Here is a 25,109-nt window from a genome sequence, read left to right on the forward strand (position 1 = left end):
CCTTATCGACATTCGGGTGGCGGAGGCACATCCGGAAGCGAAGCCTCCACCCGACCCCCACGTCCGAGGGTCCGGAAGGTGCGGTTGACGGTCAGGAAGACTGCCGGGGGCAGCAGTTCGGTTCCCGGTCCGGCGCGCCGGTGGGCATCGAGGCGCACGTCGGCCGCAGGGAAGGCCGCGGACGGGAGAGGAACCGCGCGGGCTGCCGTCATTCCTGCGGAGCTTGGTCCGGCGCGATGTTCACGTCTTTCGTCGTGGTGATCTGATCGATCTCCGAGGTTCGTACCGTGACATTCATCGTCCAACTGCCCGCCATGGGGAGCTTGACGCTCTCCGTGCCTCAGTAACCCCCACGGTTGACGATCTTGGAATCCAGCGGGCCGATACTCTGTTTGCGCAGCGTGAAGGTGATGCGTAGTTCTGGGACGGTTGCGATGCCGCCGTCCCCGGCGAAAATGACCGCCTGCAGCGTGTTGTCACCTACGCGCGCGGGTTCAAGGGTCACTTGTACCTGTCCACGCCCGCCGTGGGTGCCCATGTCGAAGGGGACCAGCACGGTGGCAATGCCCGGGACGGTTGTCGAGGCGGCTTCGGCGGACTGCTCGATGGTTGCTCGACCGGGTTGCGTTCCGGTGAGGGCGGTGGAGATCGCCAATACCGCGATGCCTATGGCAACTTCCGTTCCGACCGTGCGGAGCAGTCGGCGACGTGGGCTGGGAGAGGCAGCCGGCTCAGTGGGATCCGGGCCGGAGCCGACGGCGGGAGGGTCGTCGTCCGGTGCCGGGAGCGAGCGGCTGCCGCCTGCCTCGTGTGACACACCGACCAGTGCGCTCACATGGGCGGACGCTCTGCCCGCCAGGACACGCGGTTCACTGGAATCGCGGATCAGCTCGCCTGTCCACTTGCGGGAATAGGTCGCGGCGGCCAGCAGCCCGAGAACGACAAGGGTCTTGAGGGTCAGCCATCGTCCGTAGGACGTGCCGGTGAGGGCATCCCATGAGCCGAGCTGACGCCAGGACTGGTAGATGCCGGTGCCGAGGAGAGCCACGACCGAGGCGAACGCGATGCGTGAGAACCGGGAAATGGCAGTGACTGGTAGTGAAGAGTCCTGGGACGAGCGTCGGAGGGCGATGAACAATGCGGCCAGACCCCCCGTCCACAGGGCCATGGCCAGGAGGTGGACCATCGCGACCGGGATCGCCAACGGCACTTGAATGCCCACAGAGGCGTGTTCCGCTGCCGCCCAGGTCAGCGCGAGGGCGAGCGCCAGAACGACGCCTGTCACGATCAGAGTCCGGTGTCCTGCCCGCTCCGGCCACCAACCGGCCGTGGCGTTCTCTTTCCCGGGTGGGTCCCGAACCGGCGTGTGGCTCAGCGTCCTTGTGGTCAGGAAGAGGAAGATGCCCGCTACGGTGAGAAGCGCGATTCTCCCACCCAGCGCCGCGCCGGGCCTGGTGTCCAGGGTCCGACGCACCGCGGCGAGCTCGAAGCCGGAGCCAGGACTGCTGCCGGTTTCATACGGGCCGCGCAGGATGAGCATGGCCAGCGTCGAGACGAACAGGACGCACCAGCCGGCGACCGCGAGCCGTTGCAGCCGACGCTGCCCTGCGCCGGCCGGCCAGCACACCAGCACGAAGGCCGTTGCACCGACAAGCAGCGAAAACCCTAGGTAGGCAACGTATCTGCCGAGGTCGTAGAGACGCCCCGCGGCTGTGTCGCCGGCCGACGACCGGGGCACGATCGCCGACGTCGCCGAAGGCTCGCCGACCGAGAAGGTGAAGGCGCCGGAGATCGGGTGGCTGTCGGCGGACACGACGCGCCACGCGACCGTGAACGTACCCCTGGGCATGTTCCCGCGGAGCGTGGTCTGCACGGTGCCGGACTTCCCCGCGGCATGCCTGGGCCGTCCCTCGTTGACGCGCCGACCGCCAGGGTCGAGCACCCGGACGGAGTCATCGGAGACCGTGACTCCCTCGGTGAAGGTGAGGGTGACGACCGTCGGTGCTCTCTTGACGATGGCACCGTCCGCCGGGTCGCTCCCACGGAGTACCGCGTGCGAGGCGGCAGAGCCGGCCCCGCCGAGCAGGACCCCCACAGCGACGCACAACAACAGGAGGATGCGCCCCAGGCTTCTACCTCGCGTTGTCCTCTCATCGCGAAGCCGTGCCCGTACCGACCGCACGGGGCGAGCGGCAACACACTGCGCGGAGACACAGAGGGAGACAACTGCGGCGAGGAGCATGCCAAGGAGTACGCACTCCGGCCCTCATCTGCTCAGTAAGCCGAAGGAGGAGTGTCCTGCGGTCACTCAGGGTCCGCGTCAGAAAGGTCTGAGGTCCTCCGGGATCCGCACGGTGATCGTGGCGCGCTTCTCGGCGGAAGTGGCCCCCTTTCGGGCGGCCCATGGCTCGTCGGAGCGCATCCACGCGGGCAGACCCGGCGGCAGGTCGGCTTCGGGGATGGTGGCGAGGTCCGCGGCTGTCAGGGTGCTGCCGTAGCGGACCAACGGTCGGTCGGTGTCGGCGGTGACCGTGCCGTGGAGGGCGTCGAGCGCCGCGTTCCAGCTGGTGAGGAGCTTGGTCATCGCCTCGACCGGGTCGGCGCCGGATGCGGCGGCGCTGTCGGGGTAGGTGGGGTGGAGCACGTGCTGGTAGGCGCCGGTGAAGGCGGCGCCTGCCGGGGTCTTGCGCCAGGTGTGGAAGGCGGTGTCGGCGAGGCTGCCCAGCGCGATGACGGCCTGGATCGGGTTGTGCCCCGTCAGGGCGTCGAGCCAGGCGTGCCGGTGGAGGGCGATGTCCGGGTCGGTGGCGTGCGCGTTGCCGGCGTGCTGGCCGTACACGCTGTACAGATAGGTGTTGATCATGACGTAGCTGGTGTCGATGCCGAGCTTGCCCAGGAAGCCCTGGAAGCGGCGGCCGGCGGTGCCGACGAGGATGCGGCGGGCGATGGCTTCGTGGGCGGCGGGGTCCTGGCCGAGGACCAGGACGCGGGCGGTGCCGTCGAGCCGTCCACGGTGGAAGATCGGGCCCCACTCGATGCGGAAGTCCTCGGCCGGATAGACCTCCGGGCCCGGGTAGGAGCGCGCCAGGGTCGCATAGGGCTCGAGGGCGTAGCCCGGGTCGAATTCATGCACGTGGGGCTCCTACTCCAGGTGGGCGAATGGATATGCCAAATGGTGACATATCGGTAGGCGCACGGCATTCTGGAAGAGGGCCATGGTATTGGCCCGAACGCTTCGACGGTCGTCCCTTGTGGGCGCAGCGAAGGGACGCACCTATGCCGCCCCCAGCCAACGCCCCGGACACCTCACCGTTCGCACTGCGCGGGCGGCTTGTCACCCTCGACCCGCACAACACCGTCGTCGCCGATGGTGTTCTGTACATCAGGGACAGCGTGATAGAGGCGGTGCAGCCTGCCGGGGCGCCCGCACCGCCGGGGTTCGAGGACATCGGTCCGGTCGTCAGCGGCGGCACGATATACCCCGGTCTGATCGAACTGCACAACCATCTGCCCTACGACGTTCTGCAGTTGTGGCCGGTGCCCAAGAAGTACAGCAACCGGTCGCAGTGGGGCGGTAGCCGGAACCCCGACTACCACCGCCTGGTGACCGGACCGATGACGGTGCTCGGCGAGGATCCCCGGCTGATGCCCGCCGTGGTGCGGTACGTCGAGGCCAAGGCCCTGGTCAACGGGACGACGACGAGTCAGGGCATCGCTCTGTTCAGCAACGCCGGGGCGCGCCGGATGTATCGGGGGATCGTTCGCAACGTCGAGCAGACCGACGACCCCGCGCTGCCGGAGGCCGGCTCCCGGATAGCCGATGTCGAGGCGGTGGACGCGGCCCGGTTCCTGGCCCGGCTGCGGCAGCCGCACCGGCTCCTGCTGCATCTGGCCGAGGGCACCGACGCTGCCGCGCGTGCGCACTTCCAGGCTCTGGAGTTCCAGCCGGGCCAATGGGCCATCACGGAGAACCTGGTCGGCATCCACTGCACCGCGCTGACGGGCGAAGACTTCCGGATACTCGCCGACCACGGCGGCTCGATGGTGTGGTCGCCGCTGTCCAACCTGCTGCTGTACGGGAAGACCGCCGACATCGCGGCCGCCAAACAGGCCGGCGTTCTCATCGGACTGGGCTCGGACTGGGCCATCTCCGGAAGCAAAGGCCTGCTCGGTGAACTCAAAGCCGCCCGTCTGGCATCCGACGCGGCTGGGGGAGTGTTCTCCGACCGCGAACTGGTCGCCATGGCCACCCGGGACGCGGCCACGATTCTGCAGTGGGACCAAACCCTCGGCTCGCTGCGGCCCGGCATGCGCGCCGACCTGCTCACCATCTCCGGCGCTGCCGGCGATCCCTACGGATCCCTGATCGACGCCGGTGACGAGGACATCCGCCTCGTCACCATCGACGGCGTCGCCCGCTACGGCACCCGCCGGCTCATGACGGCCCTGGCTCCCGGGGCGCCGCTGGAAGACACGGCCACGGGCGCCCCCGCCGATCATGTACTCAACCTCCAGCAGGATTCCGCCGACCCGATCGTCGCCGGGGTGACGCTGGCCGAGGCCACCAGCCGGCTCTCCCACGCGCTGCACGACCTGCCGGCGCTGGCAGCACGAGCCGCGCAGCCGCGGGTGACGGCCCGGCCCGACGGCGACCTGCACTGGCAGCTCGCACTCGACGAGATACGACCCACCGGCGCGGAGCTGCGCCCACGCCTGGCACTGCGCGGCAACGGCGGGCAGCCGACGGGGCCGCAGATCGCAACACGCCTTGCGCGGCAGGACGGGCTCGTCCCGCTGTCCCTCGACGGCTTGACCGCCTCGTCCGACACCGCCTTCCTCGCCCTCCTCGCCGACGAGGCCAACCTGCCCGACCACTTCGGAGCCCAGCTCTCCGACCTCCTGACCTGACGGACTTGAACGACTCGGCCCGGACTCCGTTCCTCGGATGCGAAGCGCCGGCGGTACCCGGCGGATACCTCAGTTGGCGGGAACCGGTCACCGACCACTGGTGGCAGCAGGTCTGGTTCGACACCGCCAAGCCCCAGTTCCGCGACCTCGGAAAGCTGACCGCCCGCGCGGGCAGCCTGCGCTCCGCCATCGATTCCCGCACCAAGACGGCGCTACGCATCGCCGACAGCGGTCCGCAGTCCGACCGCTTCACCTCAGCACAGACCCTGACCGCGCTGGTCAAGAAGTCCACCACCTCACGCGCCGACGCCTGGCGGACCCAGATTCAGGGTCTCCAGTCAGGTCAGACCCTGGAAGGCACCTGGGAAGGCGGAGCCAAGGACCATGGGTGAGGGGAGAGCGGACCCCAAAGGCCCCAAGGACCCGAAGGGCCGTAAGAATCCCGAGAGTTCGGAGGGCTCCGTGGGCTCCGAGGACAGCAAGGCGCGCGCGGATCGGATCCATGCGCTGATCGAACGGTCCAAAGCCGGTCGGACACCAGAGGAACCGCCGGAAGACGAAGAGCCTCGTGCAGCCAACCCGCGCGAGGCGATTCACCGCCGCATGCGCGAACTTGACGCCGACGCGTCAGAGGTTCCGGACTCCGATGACCCCGCGGCCCCGAAGGGGGACGCGACTCCCAAGGGGCCGGCCTCCCCGCCGGGCAGGGCGTAGCGCCCGGACGCGTGAAATTCCACCTCGACGCCGTGTTGTGCGTGCCCATCGCCTATGCCCCCGGTCTACTTTCGGTCCGTCCGTCCCCTCAGTCTCGGAGGCTCTATGGACTGGTCCCGGCCCATGCTCGCGGCGAGCGGCAGGCGATTCCTGGCAGTGGTCCCACTGCTCGGAGCAGCGGCCCCGCTGCTCCTCGGATGCTCGTCAGGTGGTGGCAACGACAGCCCCTCCGGCGGGACGTCCGCCACTTCGGAGGAGTCTCTCGACCCGAACGCAACCCCACCGGTGGAGGGCTCGGAAGAGTCCAGCGAGGGTCAAAAAGAACTGCGAAGCCGAACGGCGGCTTCAAGGACGGTCCCAAACCGTCCGCCAAATTCTCCGGGCAGTGGCCCAACCCGGTCAATGTGGATGTGAATAACACCACCGGAGCCGCCTACGAAGCGCAGTTGGAGTTCCATGACTGCACCCCCGGGCAGCCGGCCCAGTCGGTGAGTAGACACATCTCGGTGGCGCCGGGGGCGAGCTACTTCGACGAATTCCATCTCGCCGCCACTGCACCGCGCATTACGCACACTATGTGCGGCACCCTGGTCCAGGACGGCGGCGGCCCCGTCACCACGTTCAGCGATCCGATCCATCCGCCCTCGTCCGCCCCGCCCGTACCCTCTGACACCCCCGACAGCCCCGATACCCCGGACAGCCCCGACACCCCCGATACCCCCGATGTCTCCGAAGGACCCGCGACGTCCGACGCGAGCACACCCTGAGCCCGGCCGATCCGGCCCCCGAGCCGGCCCCCGTCCCGGACCCTGCCCCGGCCCCTGTTCCCGACCCGGGCGCCGATCCCGGCACCGGCGGGAACGGGGGCGATGCCGGTGAGCCCGAAGCGGGTCCTTCACCCTGGGCCGGTTGGCTGGGTACGCTCACCACGCTGGTCGCACCCACCACGCTCATCGGGGCGCTGCTGCTCTACTTCGGTTTCGCCTACACCGACGCGCTGTACGAGCAGTTCGGGATCGACGCGGCCACCCTGGGCTTCTCCACCCAGGACTACGCCCTGCGCAGTGGCGGCGCGCTCTTCCTGCCCATCGGGGCGGCGCTGGTCGTCGGATTGCTGGGGGTGCTCGCGTACTACCTGGTCGCGTCACTCGGCCGGTCGGACGCGCCCACCCCGCCGTACGTCCGTTGGGCTTCGCTCGCCGTGATCGCGTGCGGGCTGCTGCTCTTCCTCGTCGGGCTGCTCTGCGGGTTCGATGTGCTCTACGCCGGCTCGCTGGGGACACCGCTGTTCCTGGGCGGTGGTCTGGTGGTGCTGATGTACGGGAGACTGCTCCTCGTCAAGATTTCCGGCGGCCGGTACCCGGTCCTACGGGAGAAGGCCGCGCTGGCCATCGTTGCCGCGCTGATCGTGCTCTCGTCGTTCTGGACGGTGAACATCTATGCCCAGGACCATGGCAAAAGCGACGCTGCTTATCTGACGGACCGTCTGTGGCTCAGACCGCAGGTGGTGCTCGACACCACCGAGCGGCTGTACTTCCAGTACCCGGGAGTGCAGGAGACCGTCCTTCCCGAGGGCACACCGCAGCAACACTTCAGGTTCCGCTACCGGGGACTGCGCTTGCTTGCCCAGTCCGGCGACCGGATGTTCATCATTCCGCAGTCCTGGACTGTGGATCGCGGAAACGTGCTGATCATCCCGTTGGACGCCAACGTCCGGGTCTCCTTCCGACCCGGCTGAGCCACGGAAGACTCCGCCGGTTGTGGTCAGGTCCCAGCACCCGCTCAGTTCTTCACCCGTCGGTGCACGGGGATGTCGCGGGTAGTTCCACAGTGATGCGGATCCCGCCGGCAGAGCGCGGGGTGAGGGTGAGGGTTCCGTCGTGTGCCTGGGTGATGGTTTTGACGATGGCCAGGCCCAGACCGACGCCTGTCCGGGCGGTGTGGATGCGCTCAGTACCGCGCTGGAAGGGTTCGGTGAACGTCGAGACCAGGTGCGGCGAGAGCTGCTCGCCGGTGTTTTCGACGGTGAGTACCACGGTGTTGGGGCCGACGCTGGTGTGGACCCATACGCTGCCGTGTTCCGGCAGGTTGTGGACGATCGCGTTCTGTACGAGGTTCGTGGTCAGCTGCAGCAGGAGTGCCGGCGATCCGTTCGCCGGGGCGACGTCGCCGCTGGTTTCGAGGGTGACGCCATGCTTCTCCGCGAGGGGGAGGAGTGTCTCGGTGGCTCCTTCCGCCATGAGGGACAGGTCGACCGGTTCTCGGGTGAAGGACCTCTGACCGGCGCGGCTGAGCAGGAGCAGTGCCTCGGTGAGGTCGATGGCTCGGGTGTTGACGGCGTGGAGGCGGTCGACGAGTTCACCGGTGTCGTGGTTCGGATCGGTGCGGGCCACGTCGAGCAGTGCCTTCGAGATCGCCAGCGGGGTGCGCAACTCGTGGGAGGCGTTGGCTGCGAATCTCTGCTGTTCGGCGTTGTGCTCTTCGAGACGCGCGAGCATGGCGTCGAAGGCGTCGGCGAGTTCGCGGAACTCGTCCTTGCTGCCCGGTAGCCGGATCCGGTGAGAAAGTGATCCGTTCGTGGCCATGCGGGTGGCGTGTGTGATGCGGGTCAGGGGGGCGAGCATGTGGCCGGCGAGGATCCACCCTCCTACGAGGCCGAACACCAGCAGGATCGCCAGTACTGCGGCCGCTCTCGGCGCGAAGACGTTAAGGAGGCCGGACCGGATGGGAAAGACACCATGCGTGGGCTTGTCATCAGGGTTGATGAGCATCGCACGGTCCGGGACATAACGGAGGAGGAAAACCCACACGGCCGCGAGCAGCAAGGCACCGGCCACCATGAGGAATCCGGCGTAGCTGAGGGTGAGTTTGAGGCGAACGCTCATCCCAGGTGCCCTATCCACGGTCTTCTCCTCCGTGGACGGCCCCGGGTTGCGTGTCGATGCGGTAGCCGACGCCTGGCACGGTGGTGATGATCCAGGGTTCGCCGAGGCGTTTGCGCAGGGCCGAGACCGTGATGCGTACGGCGTTGGTGAACGGGTCCGCGTTCTCGTCCCACGCGCGTTCCAGGAGATCCTCGGCGCTGACGACACCGCCTTCGGCGGCGACGAGGACTTCGAGCACGGCGAATTGCTTGCGGGTGAGCGCGACGTAGCGGTCGTCGCGGTAGATCTCGCGGCGGAACGGATCCAGGCGCAAACCTGAGATCTCTCGTACGGGAGGCCTGGTGTGCGCACGCCTGCGGTCGAGTGCTCTGAGCCTGAGCACGAGTTCCTGTAGTTCGAACGGTTTCGTGAGGTAGTCGTCGGCGCCGAGTCCGAAGCCGGAGGCCTTGTCGTCGAGACGGTCGGCGGCGGTGAGCATCAGGATCGGCATGCCGCTGCCGGAGGCGACGATGCGTTTGGCGATCTCGTCGCCGGACGGTCCGGGGATGTCGCGGTCGAGGACGGCGATGTCGTAGGTGTTGATGCCCAGCAGCTCCTGAGCGGTGTCGCCGTCCCCCGCGATGTCGGCGGCGATCGCTTCCAGGCGTAGACCATCGCGGATGGCTTCTGCCAGGTAGGGCTCGTCCTCGACGATCAGCACACGCATGTTCTTCAGGCTACGGGTCGGCGCATATCGTCGGCGTATCGAAATCCGCATACGTGCGGGCAACACCGCGCCGCCTTGACTGGCGGTATGAGCCGAACCCCACCAACAGCGGAGACAGCGCAGGACAGCCCGGGGGATACCCGCGCGACAGGTACCGGAACGGGTGTTCCGGCGGCCGGCACGGGCGGGACCTGGCGCGCGGGCGTTCGCCGGGCGATCCTTCCCCGAGTTCTCCGTTGGGCTCGAGCAGGGGATGCCCCATTCGGCTTCCGGGCGGGGTTCTGGAAGCGCGGCCTGGTGCTCGCGGCACTGGCGCTGCTCCTCGGCCTGCTCATGCTGCTGCACGCGAAGATCCCGAATCGGACCGTGGGACTCGGCAGCCTGGTGGAGACCTTCCTGCCATGGTTCGGCGGGTTCATCCCGCTGCTGCTGGCCGGTGCGCTGTGGCGCCGCTCCGCCTCTGCGGTGGTCGCGCTGCTGCTGCCGGTGACGGTGTGGCTGACCCTCTTCGGCGGGATGCTGGTCGACAAGTCCCACGACGGCAGTGACCTCACCGTGGTGAGCCACAACGTCGGCGCCGACAACCCCGACCCGGCCGGCACCGCCCGCGACCTGGCCGCCTCCGGTGCGGACCTGCTGGCACTGGAGGAGTTCACACCGCAGGCCCTGAACACGTACGAGAAGGAACTGGCGAAGCCGTACCCCCACCACACGGTGCGGGGAACGGTCGGACTGTGGAGCAAGCTGCCACTGTCCGACACCCGGCCGGTCGACATCGAGACGGACTACGGTCCGCTGGGGGACACCAAGCCGATGGAGGTCAAGATGGCCTACAACCGGGCGCTGCGCACCACGGTGAGCACCGACCACGGGCCGTTGGCGGTGTACGTGGCCCACCTGGGGTCCGTGCGGGTGAATCCCAGGGCGGGCTTTTGGACAGGCTCGCGGGACAGAGGCGCGCAGGCACTCGGCAAGGCCATCGCCGCCGAGCGGAACGAGCGGGTGGTGCTGCTCGGCGACTTGAACGGCACCATCGACGACCGAGCGTTCGCCGGCATCACCTCGCAGCTGCGCTCGGTCCAGGACGCGGCCGGGGACGGCTTCGGCTTCAGCTGGCCGGCGAACTTCCCGGTGGCGCGGATCGACCAGATCCTGGTCCGCGGTGTCCAGCCGAGAAGTTCGTGGTCACTGCCGGCCACCGGCAGTGACCACCTGCCGGTGGCGGCCGGCATCAGCTGGTCGACCGGCAGGGGGCGGGCGTGAGGCCGACCGTCGGGCCGATCAGCGCGGCCGAGCACCTGGAGTTCGTGCGGGCCCAGCGGTCGGTCAGCTTCCTGCAGACCCCGGCATGGGGCCGCGTCAAGACCGAGTGGCGCAGCGAGTCCCTCGGCTGGTTCGACGGTCGGCGGCTGGTCGGTGCCGGGCTCGTCCTGCACCGACCGGTGCCGCGGTTCGAGCGCTTCACGCTGGCCTATCTGCCCGAGGGCCCGGTCATCGACTGGGCCGGCGACATCGACGCGTGGCTCGACCCGCTGGCGGCGTACCTCAAGGCGCACGGCGCGTTCGCGATCCGGCTCGGCCCGCCGGTGTGCACGGACTCCTGGAGCGCGGCCCAGATCAAGGAGGGTATCGCCGACCCGGGCGTCCAGCGGCTGACCGAGCTGCGGAGTCAGGGGGATGGCCAGGTCGGCGCCCACGTGACCAGCCGGCTCAGGGATGCCGGCTGGCTGCCGCAGAGCCCGGAGGACGGGTTCGGGGTCGGGCATCCGCAGTTCAAGTACGAGGTTCCGCTGGCCGGCAGGACCGAGGGCGACGTGCTCAGGGGCATGAACCAGCAGTGGCGCCGCAACATCAAGAAAGCGGCCAAGGAGGGAGTCGAGGTCACGGTCGGTGAGGACCTGAAAGCATTTCACGACCTCTACATCCACACCGCTGAGCGCGACCGCTTCAGGCCCCGGCCGCTGCGCTACTTCGAGACCATGTTCGCGGCGCTGAGCGCCGAGGACCCCGAGCGGATCAAGCTCTATCTGGCGCACCACCAGGGCGATCCGGTCGCCGCCGCCATCCTGGTCCGCGTAGGCGCCCGCGCCTGGTACTCCTACGGCGCCTCCTCCACCGGGAAGCGCGAGGTCCGCGGCTCCAACGCCTGCCAGTGGGCGATGATCCGCGACGCGCTGGCGGCCGGATGCGACGTCTACGACCTGCGCGGCGTCACCCCCACCCTCGACGCCGACGACCCGCACGTCGGACTGATCCAGTTCAAGGTCGGCACCGGCGGTCAGGCGGTGAGATACGTCGGCGAGTGGGACCTGCCGCTACGGCCGATGGTCTACCGGGCTTTCGATCTCTATATGAGGCGCGGGCGATGAGTCCGCATCTCAGGCGAGCGCGGCGGCGACCATGTCGAGGTGCGCCCCGCGGGAGGCCTTGATGAGCACCACATCGCCGGCGACGACGTGGCCGCGCAGCCAGTGGACGGCCGCGTCGTTGTCGGCCGGCACCGCCGCCCGCGCTCGACGTGCTCGCCGGTGAAGGCGACGAAGAGGCCGCCCGGCTCGACCTGCCGGCCGTCGAGCACGGCCGGCGCGGTCACCGTCACGGAGCTGTCGCCCTGGACCCTCCCGCCGACGACCTCGGCGATCTCGCCGAGGCTGAGCGGGATCATGACCGCGCGGCGCGGGGGCCGCCGAGCGGGAGCAGGCCGGCAGGGCAGAGGCTGCGGGAGGCTGTTTCGTCGAAGGGCATTCCTTCATTGAAGGCCGGGTGGTGTATCGCCGGCATATCGAAAACCCCATACGTTCCGGCAACGTCACACTGCCTTGACTGGAGGCATGACCCACAGCGAACCGGCCCACATCACCATTTACGGGTGTGGCCCGGATGAGGCCGTTCTGTTCCGAGAGCTGGCGCCGCGCTTCGGCGTAACGCTGACCATCACGGACGCACCGGTGTCCGAAGCCAATAGTGAACTGGCATCCGGATGCCGATGCATCAGCGTCGGCCACAAGACTCAGGTCACCAACGCCACTCTTCTCGCGCTTGGCCAAGCCGGCGTGACGTACCTCTCCACGCGGAGCATCGGCTGCAACCATATCGATGTGGAGTACGCGGACAGCATCGGCATTTCAGTGGAAAACGTCAGCTACTCGGCAGACAGTGTGGCCGACTACACGTTGATGTTGATGCTGATGGCACTTCGGGACATGAAATCCATCATCCGCCGCTCGGACCTGCACGACTACCGATTGAGTGACGTGCGCGGGAAAGAGCTACGTGATCTGACCGTCGGGGTGATCGGCACCGGCCGCATCGGCGCAGCGGTCATGGACAGACTACGGGGTTTCGGCGGCCGAATCCTTGCCCATGACAATCGTCCCACGGCCGTTGCCGACTACGTTCCGCTCGATGAATTGCTGCGGCGGAGCGATGTGGTCACACTCCATGCACCGCTCAACGCGGATACGCACCATCTGCTGAATCGGCAGCGTATGGAGCTGATGAAGCACGGTGCGCTGATTGTCAACACCGGGCGTGGTGCGCTGATCGATACCGAGGCCCTTGTGCAGGCATTGGAAAGCGGCAGGTTGGGCGGTGCGGCGTTGGATGTCCTCGAAGGAGAGGAAGGAATATTCTACGCCGACCGCCGGGACAGACCCATGGAGAGCAAACCGCTATTGCGGCTGCAAGAGCTGCCGAATGTGGTCATCAGTCCGCACACCGCCTACTACACGGACCACGCCCTGAGCGACACGGTGGAAAACTCCCTCACCAACTGTCTGGCATTCGAAAGAAGGAATCAGCATGGCTAGGTTGAAGGTCGGAATCATCTTCGGGGGACGGTCCGAAGAGCACCCCATCTCCGTCAAGTCCGCGCGAGAGGTGGCACGACACCTCGATATCGAAAAGTATGAGCCCTTCTACATCGGGATCACGAAGAGCGGTGCCTGGAAGCTCGGTGACGGGCCCGACGCGGATTGGGAGAACGGCAACTGCCGCCCTGCTGTGCTGTCACCGGACAGCAGCGTGCACGGACTGCTGGTCCAGGAGCAGGGGCGATACGAGACGATCCGCCTGGACGTCGTGTTGCCCGTTCTGCATGGCACACTCGGCGAAGATGGCGCGATGCAGGGTCTGCTGGAGCTCTCCGGCATCCCCTACGTCGGCTGCGACGTCCAGAGTTCTGTTCTGTGCATGGACAAATCCCTTGCCTACATCGTCGCCGGAAGCGCGGGAATCGCCACGCCGAACTTCTGGACCATCACGGCGGACGAAAAGATCGATCCCGGCCGGCTCACCTATCCGGTCTTCGTGAAGCCGGCCCGTTCGGGGTCGTCCTTCGGCGTCACCAAGGTATCCCGGGAAGGAGAACTCCTGAGTGCGGTGGACGTCGCACGGCAGTACGACTCGAAGGTCTTGATCGAAGAGGCTGTCGTCGGCAGCGAGATCGGATGCGCCATCCTGGGGAACGATCAGGATCTGGTCGCGGGCGAGGTGGATCAAATCGCTCTCTCCCACGGCTTCTTCAGGATCCATCAGGAGGACCAGCCGGAGACCGGTTCCGACAACTCAGCGGTCATCGTTCCCGCCGCCATCCCGGAAGAGTCACGATTGCTCGTTCAGGAGACGGCAAAGGCCGTATACCGCGCCTTGGGATGCAGGGGACTGTCGCGGGTGGACATGTTCCTCAAGGACGATGGAGAAGTGGTCCTCAACGAGGTCAACACCTTGCCAGGCCTGACCTCGTACAGTCGCTATCCGAGAATGATGGCGGCCGCAGGGTTGCCACTTTCCGAGGTGATCGACCGGACGGTGTCTCTGGCATTGGCGGGAAAAAGGCGATGAAGGCTGACTTCGTCTTTGTGGACGAGCTTGCGTCCGGAATACGCTGGGACGCCAAGTACGCCACGTGGGACAACTTCACCGGTAAACCGGTGGACGGGTATATGGCAAATCGAGTTGTCGGTACGAGGGATTTGTGCGCAGCCCTGGAACGAGCGCGGGAGAAGGCCCAATCCCTTGGGTTCGGTCTGCTTCTCTGGGACGGTTATCGCCCCCAGCGCGCCGTCGACTGCTTTCTGCGCTGGTCGAAGCTTCCGGAGGACGGCCGGACGAAGTCACGACACTATCCGAACATCGGCAGGGCCGAGATGTTCGAGAGGGGATATGTGGCCGCGAAGTCGGGCCACAGCCGGGGCAGCACCGTTGACCTCACCCTCTACGACTTGTCCACCGGTGAACTCGCTCCCATGGGCGGCGACCATGACTTGATGGACGACATCTCACATCATGGAGCAAAAGAGATCGGACACGTCGAAGCGAGAAACCGTCAGAACCTTCTCTCCATCATGGAGGCCAGCGGTTTCAGCGCCTACGATTACGAGTGGTGGCATTACACTCTCCAGGACGAACCTTATCCCGACACCTATTTTGATTTCCCCATCGCGTAGTTCGTCCGGGCCGACAGGGCCGACGGATTTCGGACGCAGCGCACTAGGACAGGGTCCGGACGACCACGGACGCCGCTTCCGCGATGAGCTTGTTGTCATAGGGGGCGTCTGCTGTGCCGCGATTGGTCATGATCGCCATGACGATGGGCGCGGCGTTGGGGGGCCACACCACGGCGATGTCGTTGCGGACGGCGTAGACACCGCCTCCGCCGGTCTTGTCACCGACTGTCCAGCCTTTGGGGACGCCGGCCCTGATGAGCTCGTCGCCGGTGGTGTTGGTCCGCAGCCACTGCGCGAGCTGTGCGCGCTCGTCCTTGCCGAGCGCGTCTCCCAGGACGAAGGCCCGCAGGTTGGCGGCCCATGCGCGGGGTGTGGTGGTGTCCCGTGTGGCGCCGGGGGTCCATTCGTTGAGTTCCGGCTCGCGGCGCTCCACCCGGGTCGCAGTGTCGCCTGCCTCGGCGAGAGCGGCCGCCAGGCCCTTCGGCCCACCGAGCGCAGCGAACAGAAGGTTGGCCGCGGTGTTGTCGCTGTAGCGGACGGCGGCGTCACACAGCTCACGCAGAGTCATCCCGGTCTCGACGTGCTTCGCGGTGACCGGAGAGTTGCTCAGCAGGTCGGCCCGGGAGTACTTGACCACCTTGCCCATGCCGTTCAGGGAGTACTTGCGCAGGACGGCAGCGGCGGCGAACGCCTTGAACGTGGAGGCATAGGCGAACCGTTCCGTATCCCGGTAGGCCACTTCCCTCCCGTTGCCGGTGTTCACCGCGTAGATCCCCAGTCGTGCACCGTATGTGCGCTCGAGCCGCTGGAAATCGCCGGCGGACGGCTTCCCGGCCGGATCCGGCCGGGAAGCCGTGGTGGACGGAGCCGGTGAAGCCGGGGTATCGCCAGAGCCGCAAGCTGCCAGCGGGAGGACGGTGAGCACGGCGAGTCCGCCGAGAACGGCACGTCGCGCACGGGTGTACGGCATGGTCAAACCTCCGACAAGCGTGCTGCGATTTCTAAGCGAACAGGTGAATGCCCAGTGCTGTGACGACCGGTCATCGAGGCGGTTGCCGCGGCGGACATCACCCGTTGAGGCCGAGTAGTTCAGCCGGGTCCTCCCGTGGCCGGGCGCGGTCGGCAGCCATGGCCAGGGCATCCAGCACGGGTCGGACGAGCGGGTGCTGCTCCGCTCCGCGCCGGACCGCCGCGAACACCCGGCGGGTCGCTGGATCCCCGGCGACCGGTAGCACCACAACCTCCGGCAGATCCACTCCGCGCAGCGCGGAGCGCGGCACCAGAGCCACCCCCGCTCCGGCCCCGGCAAGGGCGGCAACGGCCCTGAAATCGTCCGAGGAGTGCGTTACGCGGGGCTGGAAGCCGGCGAATTCGCAGGCCAGCATGACCACCTCATGGCAGGGGTTGCCGGGGTAGGGGCCGATCCACGGTTCCTCCGCGAGATCGGCGACCCTGACACTGGCACTGTCGGCGAGCCGGTGGCTTCGCGGCAGGACCGCGTCGAAGGGCTCCGCGTAGAGCGGGACCCTCGACAGCCGCTCGTCGTCCTCGCGTGGCGCGCCCCGGTACTCGACCGCCACGGCCAGGTCGGCGTGCCCGTCCAGCACCATGGTCAGGCTGGCGTCGCCCTCGGCGTCGCGCACCCGGAGCCTGATGCCGGGATGGCTGGTGCCCAACTCCGTCATCGCCGGGGCGACCACGGTGGCGATCCCGGTGGCGAAGGACGCCACCGTCACCTCGCCGGCGTGCCCTGCCGCGTAGGCGGCGAGCTCGGCCTCGGCCCGCTCCAGCTGGGCCAGCACGGTGTTGCCGTGCGCGGCCAGGATCTCCCCCGCCGCCGTCAGCCGGACCCCGCGGCCGTCGCGGACCAGCAGCTGGTGACCGACCTCCTGTTCGAGGGCGGCCAGCTGCTGCGAGACGGCGGAGGGAGTCAGATACAGCGCGGCAGCCGCGGCGGTCAGCGTCCTGTGGTCCGCCACGGCCCGCAACGTGCGCAGTCTGCGGGTGTCGATCACCCGGTCATTCTGCCAGTGCCGCTCGCGCGGCCGAGAAGGCGGCCACCGCGCGCTCCACGTCCGGCGCCGAGTGGGCCGCGGACAGCTGGACCCGGATCCGGGCCTTGCCGTGCGGGACCACCGGGTAGGAGAACCCCACCGCGTAGATGCCGTGCTCCAGGAGCTGGTCGGCGATGCGTCCGGCCTGCTCGGCGTCGCCGATCATCACCGGGGCGATCGGGTGGTCGCCCGGCAGGATCTCGAAGCCCTCCTCGGTCATCCGTCGCCGGAACAGTTCCGTGTTGGCGTAGAGGCGGGCCCGCAGCGCGGCGCCCTCGCCGGTGGTGTCGTCCTCCAGCAGGTCCAGGACCTTGATGGAGGCGGCCGCGATCACCGGGGCCAGCGAGTTGGAGAACAGGTAGGGGCGGGAGCGCTGCCGCAGCAGCTCCACGATCTCCGCCCGGGCCGCCACGTAGCCGCCGGACGCGCCGCCGAGCGCCTTGCCCAGCGTCCCGGTGACGATGTCGACCCGGTCCATCACGCCGTGCAGCTCCGGGGTGCCGCGCCCGCCAGGGCCGACGAAGCCCACCGCGTGCGAGTCGTCGACCATGACCATCGCGCCGTAGCGCTCCGCCAGATCGCAGATCTCCTCCAGCGGGGCCACATAGCCGTCCATCGAGAACACGCCGTCGGTGACGACGAGCGTGCGCCGTGCTCCGGCGGCCTCCTTCAGCCGCTGCTCCAGGTCAGCCATGTCGCGGTTGGCGTAGCGGAAGCGGCGTGCCTTGGACAGCCGGATGCCGTCGATGATGCTGGCGTGGTTCAGCGCGTCCGAGATCACCGCGTCGCGTTCGTCCAGCAGCGTTTCGAACACGCCTCCGTTGGCGTCGAAGCAGGAGCTGTAGAGGATGGTGTCCTCCATGCCGAGGAAGCGCGACAGGCGGGCCTCCAGCTCCTTGTGCACCTCCTGCGTTCCGCAGATGAAGCGCACCGAGGCCATGCCGTAGCCCCAGCGGTCGAGTGCCGACTTGGCGGCGGCCACGACCTCGGGGTTGTCGGCGAGGCCCAGGTAGTTGTTGGCGCAGAAGTTCAGCACCTCCCCGGGGCGTCCGCCCGCGGTGACGTCGACCGAGGCGCTCTGCGGGGTGCCGATGACCCGCTCGGGCTTGTGCAGCCCGGCCGAGCGGATCTCATCGAGGGTGGCACGGAGGTCCTCGCGGACGGCGTCGAGCATGATGGGGTCTCTCCTTGTTCCTGCGGAGGTCTGATGGTGCGCGGGCTGGTTCCGGCGGAGGCCGCTGGAGCGGGAGCTAGGCGGTCCAGTCGAGGATGACCTTGCCGCAGCGGCCCCCGGCGGCGTCGTCGAAAGCGGCGTCGAAGTCCTTGTACGAGTAGCGGCCGGTGATCACCGGGCTCAGGTCGAGCCCGCCTTCCAGCAGCACCGACATGGCGTACCAGGTCTCGAACATCTCCCGGCCGTAGATGCCCTTGAGGGTGATCATCGAGGTGACGATCCGGGCGAAGTCGACCGGGAACTCCTCGGCCGGCAGGCCCAGCATGGCGATCCGTCCGCCGTGGGTCATGTTGGCGATCATGTCGCGCAGCGCCTCGGGCCGTCCCGACATCTCCAGCCCGACGTCGAAGCCCTCGCGCAAACCGAGCCTGCGCTGCCCGTCCGCGATGGTGGAGCTGCTGACGTCCAGAGCCAGGCTCACGCCGACCTTCTCGGCCAGCTCCAGCCGGAACGGGCTGACGTCGGTGATCATCACCTGTCGGGCTCCGGCGTGCCGGGCGACCGCTGCGGCCATGATGCCGATGGGCCCGGCCCCGGTGATGAGTACGTCCTCGCCCACGAGCGGGAACGACAGCGCGGTGTGAACGGCGTTGCCGAAGGGGTCGAAGATCGCCGCGACGTCCAGGTCCACCGGTACCCGGTGCACCCACACATTGGTTGCCGGCAGCGTCACGTACTCGGCGAACGCCCCGTCGCGCCCGATGCCCAGGCCCACCGTGCTGCGACACAGGTGCCGCCGTCCGGCCAGGCAGTTGCGGCACTTTCCGCAGATGAGGTGGCCTTCACCGCTGACCAGGTCGCCCGGGGCCAAGTCGGCGACGCCGGCGGCGACTTCCACGATCTCGCCGACGAACTCGTGGCCCAGCACCAGCGGGGTCCGCACGGCCTGCTGCGCCCAGCCGTCGTAGTCGCGGATGTGCAGGTCGGTGCCGCAGATACCGGTGCGGAGCACCTTGATGAGCACTTCGCCGGGTCCGACTTCGGGCTCCGGCACGTCCATCAGCCACAGACCCGGTTCTGCCTTCGCCTTGACCAGTGCCTTCACGGCGGAGCCCCTCGGAATCGGTACGACGCGCATCCGCCGCGAGCACGGCGGAGACCCCAAACCTTGCCGTCCGCCCTGCCCATCGGTCCATCGATGGTTTCTTATGCGGGTCCACAGCTCAGCTTCACAATCACGGCATGATCACTGAGGGTGCCGGGCCTGGTCGTTTCCACGAAACCAGGCGAGAACGATGGTCGCCGTGGACGAACCGGGGCTGATTCCCGGGGTCTACTTTGGGCGAATGGACGAATTGCACGACATCGGGAGTTGGCTGCGGGAGCGGCTGCCGCAGCTGTTGGCCGAGCACGGTGTGCCAGGGGCTGCCGTGGCCATCGGCGCGGGCGCGAAGACGGTCGAAGTGGCCGCCGGGGTACTGAGTACCGCGACGGGGGTGGAGGCGACGGTCGACTCGGTGTTCCAGATCGGGTCGATCACCAAAGTGCTCACCGCGACGTTGGTGATGCAGCTGGTCGGCGAAGGCAGAGTAGCTCTCGACGCTCCGGTGCGGACCTACCTTCCCGGGTTCCGGGAGGCAACCGTGCGGCAACTGCTGTGCCACACCTCCGGTTTCGAAGGGGATGTCTTCACCGACACCGGCAAGGGCGACGACTGCCTGGCCACGTACGTGGACCTGCTGGACGAGGTGCCGCAGAACTTCGAGCCCGGCATGATGTTCTCCTGCAACAACGCGGGCTACTGCGTGCTGGGACGCATCGTCGAGGTCGTGCGGGGCAAGCCCTTCGACGCGTGCATGCGTGATCACCTGTTCACGCCGCTGGGCATGACGCACGCGGCGAACGACCCGTACGAAGCGATCGTCCACCGCGCGGTGGTGGGCCATCTCGACGGGAAGCCGTCCGCGGTCTGGGCGATGGCCCGCTCGAACGCGCCGGCGGGGTCGATGCTCGCGATGACTCCCCGCGATCTGCTGGCCTTCGCCCGGACGCACCTCGCGGAGGACGACCTACAGGCCATGCGGCAGCCGCAGGTCGCGCTGCCGGACATCGGCTGGGGCACGGCCTGGGGCCTGGGCTGGGAGCTCTACGGCCTACCGGGCGGCCTGGTCTTCGGTCATGACGGCAACACCATCGGCCAGTCGGCGGTCCTGCGCGTCGTGCCCGGCCGCGACCTGGCAGTGGCGATCTTCACCAACGGCGGTGACCCCAAGCCGCTGCGGAAGGAGATCCTCGGCCGCATCCTGGAGCTGCCCGGGGACCCGGTCCCGGACCCGGCAGTCCGCCTGAACGCGCGGCGCTGCGTCGGCACCTATCTGTCGAGCACGGGCGAGACCAGGGTGGGTGAGGACGAGCAGGGCAGGCTCTGGCTCGAGCATGTGCCCCTCGGCATCACGGCGGAGCTCGGTGACGAGAGTTACCGCACGGAATTGGTCGCCTGGCGCGGCGATTCCCTCCTCCCCGTCGAGCCCGGCCATGGACCGGTGGCGTTCCTGGGCGACGACGGCGAGGGGCGGGCACGCTACCTGCACACGGGTCGCGCCGACGTTCGTTCGTCCGGACGAACGCGGGGCTGAACACTCGCCGTCCCGGACGAACAGCGCACGCGCCGCGGCCCTCAATATCGGCGAATGGATGTGCGCAAGAGTTTGACGCTCCGGGACCTGTCGGTCGAGATCCGGCGTGGCGACCCGGGAGCGGTGAGGCGGCTGCCCGTGGCGTCCTCGCGGCTGCCGTCGGCGAGCGGGGTGCGGCCCCAGTGGGCGATGGAGGCGATGCGCACGCCGAGGCGGTGCAAGGTCGAAAAGAGCTCGGTGGAGGCGCCGACGCCGGGGGCGCTCTCGAGCGCGAGCACCAGAGCGAGCTTGTCCTGGACAAGGGCGGCGTCGATGTCCGCGCCGGTGAGGCACAGCGCGACCTGATCGGCGTTCTCCTCGGCCCGGACGTGGACACACTCGATCATCCGCAGCGTCTGCCGCAGCGCACCCTCAGGTTGGTACGGCGCGTCGATGAACACGGGCAGTACCTGCAGGTCGATTCCTCCCGCTTGCAGCTGCGGCAGCCAGCGCTCCCTGAAGAAGGATCCCCAGCGCTTCGGGGGCCGGGCGGCGACTGCCGTCAACAGATCGTTGTGGGCGTCGGCGACGACAGCGCGACGGTGCAGCTCCTCGAACATCAGCGGCCTTTCCGGGCAAGGGGATGAGGGTCGGATCCGGAGAGTAGGCCCCCTTCGAGCTGCACGATTGGTGTCGACGGATGAAACGGAACTCCGGTTCTTGAAGCGCGGCACCACTCCGTGGCAGCGGTCCGGACCCGAGGGCAAGGACTTCATGCGTCCGCCCGCACGGCCGGGGAGTGCTGACGCTTCGTCACCCCTTGAGGGGTATACGGATGTCAGGCGGCGCATCGCAGTGCGGCGCGGCGGGATCGTCGCTCTCCTGCGGCAACAAGGCTGCTGCGGCTGCCGAATGGGCCCACCGGGACGCCGCCGACGTCCGTGAACCTGCCCCTGCCGAGGTGGCCGGCGAGAGACGGCGTCGTCGGCCTGTGCACTCGGGCGATCTTGGAGTTCTCGGAGTGGCGTGGACCACAGAGACGTTTCTCACAGGCCGATCTGCCCGAAAAAGGTAGATAACTCCTGAAGTGGAGTGCAAAAGTACTCACTTGGACATGAAGTGATGAAGTGACCCATTTCATATGCTCCGTGGCATTCGATCATCCTGCGTAGAAAGGTGCGTACTGTGACCGCTTATCTGTGCCCTCCCGCGGTGATACACGGCGAGCATGCCGTGGAGACCAGCCAGATCCTGGCGGAAGTACGTGACCGGCATCAGCACGCGCCGTGGCTGCCGCGGATCGACGGCATCGCGGCCAGTACCGGCATCGCTTCCCGCGGGTGGATGGTGCCGTTGGCCACCGCCGTCGCGTCCAGCGCCGGGAGCGGCCTGCGGACCCCGGGCGTCGCACCGGCCCGGCAGGCACTGATCCGCGACGGATTCAGCGAGCAGGAAGTGGACCGCGCGATCAGCGCGCTCGAGGCGATACCGGCGCCGCAGACCGTGCAGGAGCGCACCGCGCCCGCCTGGGAAGCCGTGCAGGCGTACGGGGAGCGGGCAGCGCGCGGGGCACTGCAGATCGCAGGGCTGGACGCCGCCGACGTCGACTGCCTGATCACCAGCCACTCGACCACCCCGGCTCTGCCGGGACTGGACATAGCGGTGGCCGACCGGCTGTCGCTACGCGATGACGCGCTTCTCCTCCCGGCCACGCAGTGGGCGTGCATCGCGGGGACCCGCTCCCTCGCGCTGGCGGCCGACCTGGTGGCCGCGGACCCCGACCGGGTGGTTCTGGTCGTGATATCGGAGGCGCTGAGCACCACCTACCAGCCCGCGGACGACACCCTGGAGTCCTTGATCGTCCGGCTGCTGTTCGCGGACACCGCCGTCGCCGCGGTGGTCACCGGCCGCCCCAGGCCGCAGTCGGTGCTGCGGCTGGACGCGGCCTGGCACCACACCCTGCCCGGCACCCGGGACCTGCACCGGCTGGACACCCGTGCCGACGGCACGCACTTCGTCATGGACCGGCGCGGGCCGCGCGCCGTACAGGACACGGTCGTCGCGATGTGGGAGTGGCTGCGCCTCCGTCACCAGGACGACGCCAACCCCTGGCATCCCGATCTCCTGCTCGCGCACCCCGGCGGGACCCGCGTGCTGGAGTACATGGAACAGACGATGCCCGACGGGTGGCCGACCGACGTCCTGGCCTACAGCCGCGACAGCTACACCAGCGGCAACCGCGGCGGTGCGGCCGTGTTCGACATCCTGCGACGCGCGCACGACGCCGGCCAGAGCGCGGGAAGCCGTACCGTGCTCTTCGCGGCGGCGCCCGGACTCACGGCCACGGCCGTCGAGGCGGAGTGGCTCTAGGTGTACTGACCCCCCGGTGGTGCTACCTCGCGAGTTCCGCCCAGACGACCTTGCCGGTGTCGGTCCACCGCACCCCCCAGCGGGTGGTGAGCTTGTGGACGACGCGCAGGCCGCGCCCGCTGTCGTCGAGCAGGCCACCGCGGCCCAGCCGCGGCCGGCCGTTGCTGGTGTCACCGACCTCACACAGCAGGCTGTGACCGGTCTTGATCAGCCGCACCGTGATGGGACCGGTGGCGAAGCGGACGGCGTTGGTGACCAGCTCGCTGATCACCAGCAGCGCGCTGTCGCGCGGGGCGCTCTTGGCGTGCCATTGCCGTAGGACGGCAGAGGCCAGCGTGCGGGCCCGGGCGGCGGCGTCGTCGCGCGCCGGCAGACGCCAGGCCGCGGTGTCCCGTTTACGACGCCCGGCCATGCGGGCGAGCAACAAGGTCACGTCGTCGCGCAGGCGGCTTCGCGAGGCGAACTCGACGACCAGGCTCCTCGCGACCTGCTGCAGGTCGTCCCAGGGATGCACCTTGCTCACCGCGTCCGTCAGCCGGTCGATGCCCTCGTCGATCGAGACCGCCGGATCCTCCACCAGACCGTCGGTGTAGAGCGCGAGCAAGGACCCGGGGGGAGCGGCGAAGGTGTGCACATCGAACGGCTCCCGCAAGGCGAAGGCGGTACCCAGGCCAGGATGGGGGTGCGTCGCGAGAGTCCTGGCGGACCCGTCGGGGAGGACGAGGATCGGCGGGAGATGGCCCGCGCTGGACGTGACCACCTGATGGCCGACCGGATCGTAGACCGCGATGCAGCAGGTCGACCCGAGCGCGCTGTAGCCGGCCGCCAGGCCGGCGTCCGCGTCGTCCAGGAGCGTGACGGTCTCGTCCAGATGCGCCAGCACCTCATCGGGCGCCAGCCCCGCCGACAGCAGCGCCCGGGCCTCCATGCTCAACTGGCCCATGGCTGCCGCGGCCCCCAGACCGTGCCCGACGACATCGCCGACCACGAGTGCGGTACGGCCGTCCGGCAGGGGAAAGCTGTTCACCCAGTCACCGCCGACGCCCGCGCTGTCGGGGGTGGTGGGCTGGTAGACGCTGGCGACCTCGATGGTGTCGCTGCCGGCGCGCGGCAGCAGCCGGCGCTGCAGCGCCAGTACCTGAGCGTGCTCGCGCTGGTGCTGGCGGGCCAGATCGACATGGTGGGCGGTCCTGGCCACCAGCTCCTGCAGATCCAGCAACTCGCTGTCGTGGAAGGGGCGGTCCGGCCGCCGCCAGACCTCCGCCACGCCCAGCACGATGGGCGGTGCGCCATCGGAGCCTTCCAGGACCAGCGGTATGCAGGCCACACTCGCCGGCCGGTCGACGGGGACCAGAGCACGCACCAGTCGCGGATCGCCGAGCACCCGCTCGATCGCCTCCCGATCGGGAATGACGAGGGCCTGCGCGACGTCGTCACGCGTGACCGCGAGGGACAGCAGACGGCTCGCCTCGTTGGGAAGGTTGTCGCCGGGCGTCAGATAGCCCTCGGGCCAGGCCCTGTCCGGCATAAGAGCAGCCCGCCGCAGCCGGATGCGCCCCTGAGCCTGCTCGGTGACGGCCTCGCCCGTCCACACGGCGTAATCGAGGTCGACGGCGGCCACGTCTCCCCAGACCAGCAACGACTGGGCCAGGGACTGCGCCGTCTCACCGATGTCCAGCGACGTCCCGATGGCGGTCTCGGAAGCGTACAGATGCAACCTCTTGGCCATGGCGATCAGGGAGACGGTCAGGCCCTCCTGGGGCGCCGCGGCGGGCAGGATGCTCATGGATACCACCAGCTCCGACCCGTCGTCCCGCCGCAGACGCTGGACCCGGGCGACGTGCGCCTCCCCTGTCTCGATGACCTGCCGCAACCGCCGGATGACCGTCGGGATGTCGCCGGGAGGCAGCAGATCGGCGAACGCCGCTCCGACGGTGACCCCCAGCCCATCGAAGGCGGGGGCGTCCAGGTTGCAGCGAGTGATTCTCAGTTCCCGGTCCAGATTGACGGCGCCGAGGATCTGCTCCTGGCCGGTGGTCGCGCGGTCGCCGTTCGGTGACCGAGGATCGGAGTGGTCGCCCTGCGGGGCGGCGGGATCGGCTGCGGCTGCCGGTCCGTCCCGCGGAATGTAGTCCCCCAGGGCACGGCTGACCTGCTCGAACGGCGACGAGGGCAAGGGGGATGATGTGGAGTCCATGCGGCTCTCTCAGCTCGCTCGCCGACCCCGGCACATGAC

21 protein-coding genes and 2 pseudogenes are annotated in these 25,109 nt (G+C 68.5%); 11 read left to right on the forward strand and 12 right to left on the reverse strand.

Translation table 11 applies throughout. The features are described from left to right. Positions 1-340: 340 nt before the first annotated feature. A complete protein-coding gene (locus tag C6N31_RS27730) occupies positions 341-2,242 on the reverse strand; it encodes a copper resistance CopC/CopD family protein (protein ID WP_306665029.1) in 1,902 nt (633 codons plus the stop codon). A gap of 78 nt (positions 2,243-2,320) precedes the next feature. Beyond that, positions 2,321-3,133 carry a uracil-DNA glycosylase family protein gene (locus tag C6N31_RS27735; RefSeq protein ID WP_198358504.1) on the reverse strand — a complete coding sequence of 271 codons (813 nt, stop codon included), beginning with the start codon at positions 3,131-3,133 and terminating at the stop codon, positions 2,321-2,323. Between the two features lie 143 nt (positions 3,134-3,276). On the opposite strand from C6N31_RS27735, the gene C6N31_RS27740 reads away from it, so the two are divergent. The 4 genes from C6N31_RS27740 (at position 3,277) to C6N31_RS27755 (ending at position 7,360) form a co-directional block, all read left to right on the forward strand. Then, a complete protein-coding gene (locus C6N31_RS27740) occupies positions 3,277-4,908 on the forward strand; it encodes an amidohydrolase family protein (protein ID WP_138351798.1) in 1,632 nt (543 codons plus the stop codon). 5 nt (positions 4,909-4,913) lie between these two features. Next, positions 4,914-5,300: a hypothetical protein gene (locus C6N31_RS27745; RefSeq protein ID WP_138351797.1), complete on the forward strand. Its 387-nt coding sequence runs from the start codon at positions 4,914-4,916 to the stop codon at positions 5,298-5,300. 732 nt (positions 5,301-6,032) lie between these two features. After that, positions 6,033-6,389 (forward strand): hypothetical protein, encoded by a 357-nt coding sequence (locus tag C6N31_RS27750; RefSeq protein ID WP_138351796.1) that lies wholly within the window; start codon positions 6,033-6,035, stop codon positions 6,387-6,389. Positions 6,390-6,742: 353 nt separating this feature from the next. Then, positions 6,743-7,360, forward strand: coding sequence for a hypothetical protein (locus C6N31_RS27755; RefSeq protein ID WP_138351795.1), 618 nt, complete (start codon positions 6,743-6,745; stop codon positions 7,358-7,360). Positions 7,361-7,412: 52 nt separating this feature from the next. Here C6N31_RS27755 and C6N31_RS27760 read toward each other — a convergent pair whose 3' ends face one another. Both C6N31_RS27760 and C6N31_RS27765 read right to left on the reverse strand, forming a co-directional pair. Beyond that, entirely contained in the window at positions 7,413-8,507 is a 1,095-nt protein-coding gene (locus tag C6N31_RS27760; RefSeq protein WP_138351794.1) for a sensor histidine kinase, read from the reverse strand. A gap of 10 nt (positions 8,508-8,517) precedes the next feature. After that, a complete protein-coding gene (locus tag C6N31_RS27765) occupies positions 8,518-9,213 on the reverse strand; it encodes a response regulator transcription factor (protein WP_138351793.1) in 696 nt (231 codons plus the stop codon). Positions 9,214-9,300: 87 nt separating this feature from the next. On the opposite strand from C6N31_RS27765, the gene C6N31_RS27770 reads away from it, so the two are divergent. Both C6N31_RS27770 and C6N31_RS27775 read left to right on the forward strand, forming a co-directional pair. Next, the gene (locus tag C6N31_RS27770; RefSeq protein ID WP_138351792.1) at positions 9,301-10,476 is read left to right on the forward strand and encodes an endonuclease/exonuclease/phosphatase family protein; all 1,176 of its coding nucleotides are present in this window, start codon (positions 9,301-9,303) and stop codon (positions 10,474-10,476) included. Further along, a complete protein-coding gene (locus tag C6N31_RS27775) occupies positions 10,473-11,582 on the forward strand; it encodes a lipid II:glycine glycyltransferase FemX (RefSeq protein ID WP_187144696.1) in 1,110 nt (369 codons plus the stop codon). Before C6N31_RS27770 ends, C6N31_RS27775 begins: the two co-directional genes overlap by 4 nt. A 9-nt stretch (positions 11,583-11,591) precedes the next feature. Here the strand turns inward: C6N31_RS27775 and C6N31_RS45255 are convergent, their stop codons facing one another. Beyond that, positions 11,592-11,714: a hypothetical protein gene (locus tag C6N31_RS45255; protein ID WP_269287348.1), complete on the reverse strand. Its 123-nt coding sequence runs from the start codon at positions 11,712-11,714 to the stop codon at positions 11,592-11,594. An 11-nt stretch (positions 11,715-11,725) separates the two neighbouring features. Continuing rightward, positions 11,726-11,878 (reverse strand): annotated as a pseudogene (locus C6N31_RS44250) (UDP-N-acetylmuramoyl-tripeptide--D-alanyl-D-alanine ligase); the annotation flags it as partial. Between the two features lie 166 nt (positions 11,879-12,044). On the opposite strand from C6N31_RS44250, the gene C6N31_RS27780 reads away from it, so the two are divergent. From C6N31_RS27780 to vanX, 3 genes are read left to right on the forward strand one after another with little or no spacing between them, the layout of a single operon-like run. Continuing rightward, on the forward strand, positions 12,045-13,022 hold the full coding sequence (locus C6N31_RS27780) for a D-isomer specific 2-hydroxyacid dehydrogenase family protein (protein ID WP_138351790.1): 978 nt from the start codon (positions 12,045-12,047) through the stop codon (positions 13,020-13,022). Beyond that, entirely contained in the window at positions 13,015-14,055 is a 1,041-nt protein-coding gene (gene vanA-Sc / locus C6N31_RS27785) for a D-alanine--(R)-lactate ligase VanA-Sc (protein ID WP_138351789.1), read from the forward strand. Before C6N31_RS27780 ends, vanA-Sc begins: the two co-directional genes overlap by 8 nt. Then, positions 14,052-14,660 (forward strand): D-Ala-D-Ala dipeptidase VanX, encoded by a 609-nt coding sequence (gene vanX / locus C6N31_RS27790; protein ID WP_198358505.1) that lies wholly within the window; start codon positions 14,052-14,054, stop codon positions 14,658-14,660. The genes vanA-Sc and vanX overlap by 4 nt, the downstream gene beginning before the upstream one ends. 43 nt (positions 14,661-14,703) lie before the next feature. Here the strand turns inward: vanX and bla are convergent, their stop codons facing one another. From bla to tdh, 4 genes are all read right to left on the reverse strand, one after another. Then, positions 14,704-15,630: a class A beta-lactamase gene (gene bla / locus C6N31_RS27795; RefSeq protein ID WP_198358506.1), complete on the reverse strand. Its 927-nt coding sequence runs from the start codon at positions 15,628-15,630 to the stop codon at positions 14,704-14,706. Positions 15,631-15,727: 97 nt separating this feature from the next. Next, positions 15,728-16,675 (reverse strand): LysR family transcriptional regulator, encoded by a 948-nt coding sequence (locus C6N31_RS27800; RefSeq protein WP_164292264.1) that lies wholly within the window; start codon positions 16,673-16,675, stop codon positions 15,728-15,730. 4 nt (positions 16,676-16,679) lie between these two features. Next, entirely contained in the window at positions 16,680-17,888 is a 1,209-nt protein-coding gene (locus tag C6N31_RS27805; protein WP_138351785.1) for a glycine C-acetyltransferase, read from the reverse strand. Between the two features lie 76 nt (positions 17,889-17,964). Continuing rightward, complete coding sequence (gene tdh / locus C6N31_RS27810; protein WP_138351784.1) at positions 17,965-18,993, reverse strand: L-threonine 3-dehydrogenase; 1,029 nt, start codon at positions 18,991-18,993, stop codon at positions 17,965-17,967. 241 nt (positions 18,994-19,234) lie between these two features. Between tdh and C6N31_RS27815 the strand changes: the two genes are divergently transcribed. Beyond that, the gene (locus C6N31_RS27815) at positions 19,235-20,524 is read left to right on the forward strand and encodes a serine hydrolase domain-containing protein (RefSeq protein ID WP_138351783.1); all 1,290 of its coding nucleotides are present in this window, start codon (positions 19,235-19,237) and stop codon (positions 20,522-20,524) included. 113 nt (positions 20,525-20,637) lie between these two features. Here the strand turns inward: C6N31_RS27815 and C6N31_RS27820 are convergent. Then, positions 20,638-21,123 (reverse strand): annotated as a pseudogene (locus C6N31_RS27820) (membrane dipeptidase); the annotation flags it as partial. 565 nt (positions 21,124-21,688) lie between these two features. On the opposite strand from C6N31_RS27820, the gene C6N31_RS27825 reads away from it, so the two are divergent. Beyond that, complete coding sequence (locus C6N31_RS27825) at positions 21,689-22,873, forward strand: beta-ketoacyl-[acyl-carrier-protein] synthase family protein (RefSeq protein ID WP_138351782.1); 1,185 nt, start codon at positions 21,689-21,691, stop codon at positions 22,871-22,873. Positions 22,874-22,895: 22 nt separating this feature from the next. Here C6N31_RS27825 and C6N31_RS27830 read toward each other — a convergent pair whose 3' ends face one another. After that, positions 22,896-25,070 (reverse strand): SpoIIE family protein phosphatase, encoded by a 2,175-nt coding sequence (locus C6N31_RS27830; protein ID WP_138351781.1) that lies wholly within the window; start codon positions 25,068-25,070, stop codon positions 22,896-22,898. Between the last annotated feature and the right edge of the window lie 39 nt (positions 25,071-25,109).

Source organism: Streptomyces fildesensis, from assembly GCF_016107395.1.
Taxonomy (GTDB): Bacteria; Actinomycetota; Actinomycetes; order Streptomycetales; family Streptomycetaceae; genus Actinacidiphila; species Actinacidiphila fildesensis.

Excerpts from the sequence above, each read along its gene's own strand:
- C6N31_RS27730 (WP_306665029.1), bottom strand. The coding sequence starts at position 2,242 with ATGCTCCTCGCCGCAGTTGTCTCCCTCTGTGTCTCCGCGCAGTGTGTT.
- C6N31_RS27740 (WP_138351798.1), top strand. The coding sequence starts at position 3,277 with ATGCCGCCCCCAGCCAACGCCCCGGACACCTCACCGTTCGCACTGCGC.
- C6N31_RS27760 (WP_138351794.1), bottom strand. The coding sequence starts at position 8,507 with ATGAGCGTTCGCCTCAAACTCACCCTCAGCTACGCCGGATTCCTCATG.
- C6N31_RS27765 (WP_138351793.1), bottom strand. The coding sequence starts at position 9,213 with ATGCGTGTGCTGATCGTCGAGGACGAGCCCTACCTGGCAGAAGCCATC.
- C6N31_RS27770 (WP_138351792.1), top strand. The coding sequence starts at position 9,301 with ATGAGCCGAACCCCACCAACAGCGGAGACAGCGCAGGACAGCCCGGGG.
- C6N31_RS27780 (WP_138351790.1), top strand. The coding sequence starts at position 12,045 with ATGACCCACAGCGAACCGGCCCACATCACCATTTACGGGTGTGGCCCG.
- vanA-Sc (WP_138351789.1), top strand. The coding sequence starts at position 13,015 with ATGGCTAGGTTGAAGGTCGGAATCATCTTCGGGGGACGGTCCGAAGAG.
- vanX (WP_198358505.1), top strand. The coding sequence starts at position 14,052 with ATGAAGGCTGACTTCGTCTTTGTGGACGAGCTTGCGTCCGGAATACGC.
- bla (WP_198358506.1), bottom strand. The coding sequence starts at position 15,630 with ATGCCGTACACCCGTGCGCGACGTGCCGTTCTCGGCGGACTCGCCGTG.
- C6N31_RS27805 (WP_138351785.1), bottom strand. The coding sequence starts at position 17,888 with ATGCTCGACGCCGTCCGCGAGGACCTCCGTGCCACCCTCGATGAGATC.
- C6N31_RS27815 (WP_138351783.1), top strand. The coding sequence starts at position 19,235 with ATGGACGAATTGCACGACATCGGGAGTTGGCTGCGGGAGCGGCTGCCG.
- C6N31_RS27830 (WP_138351781.1), bottom strand. The coding sequence starts at position 25,070 with ATGGACTCCACATCATCCCCCTTGCCCTCGTCGCCGTTCGAGCAGGTC.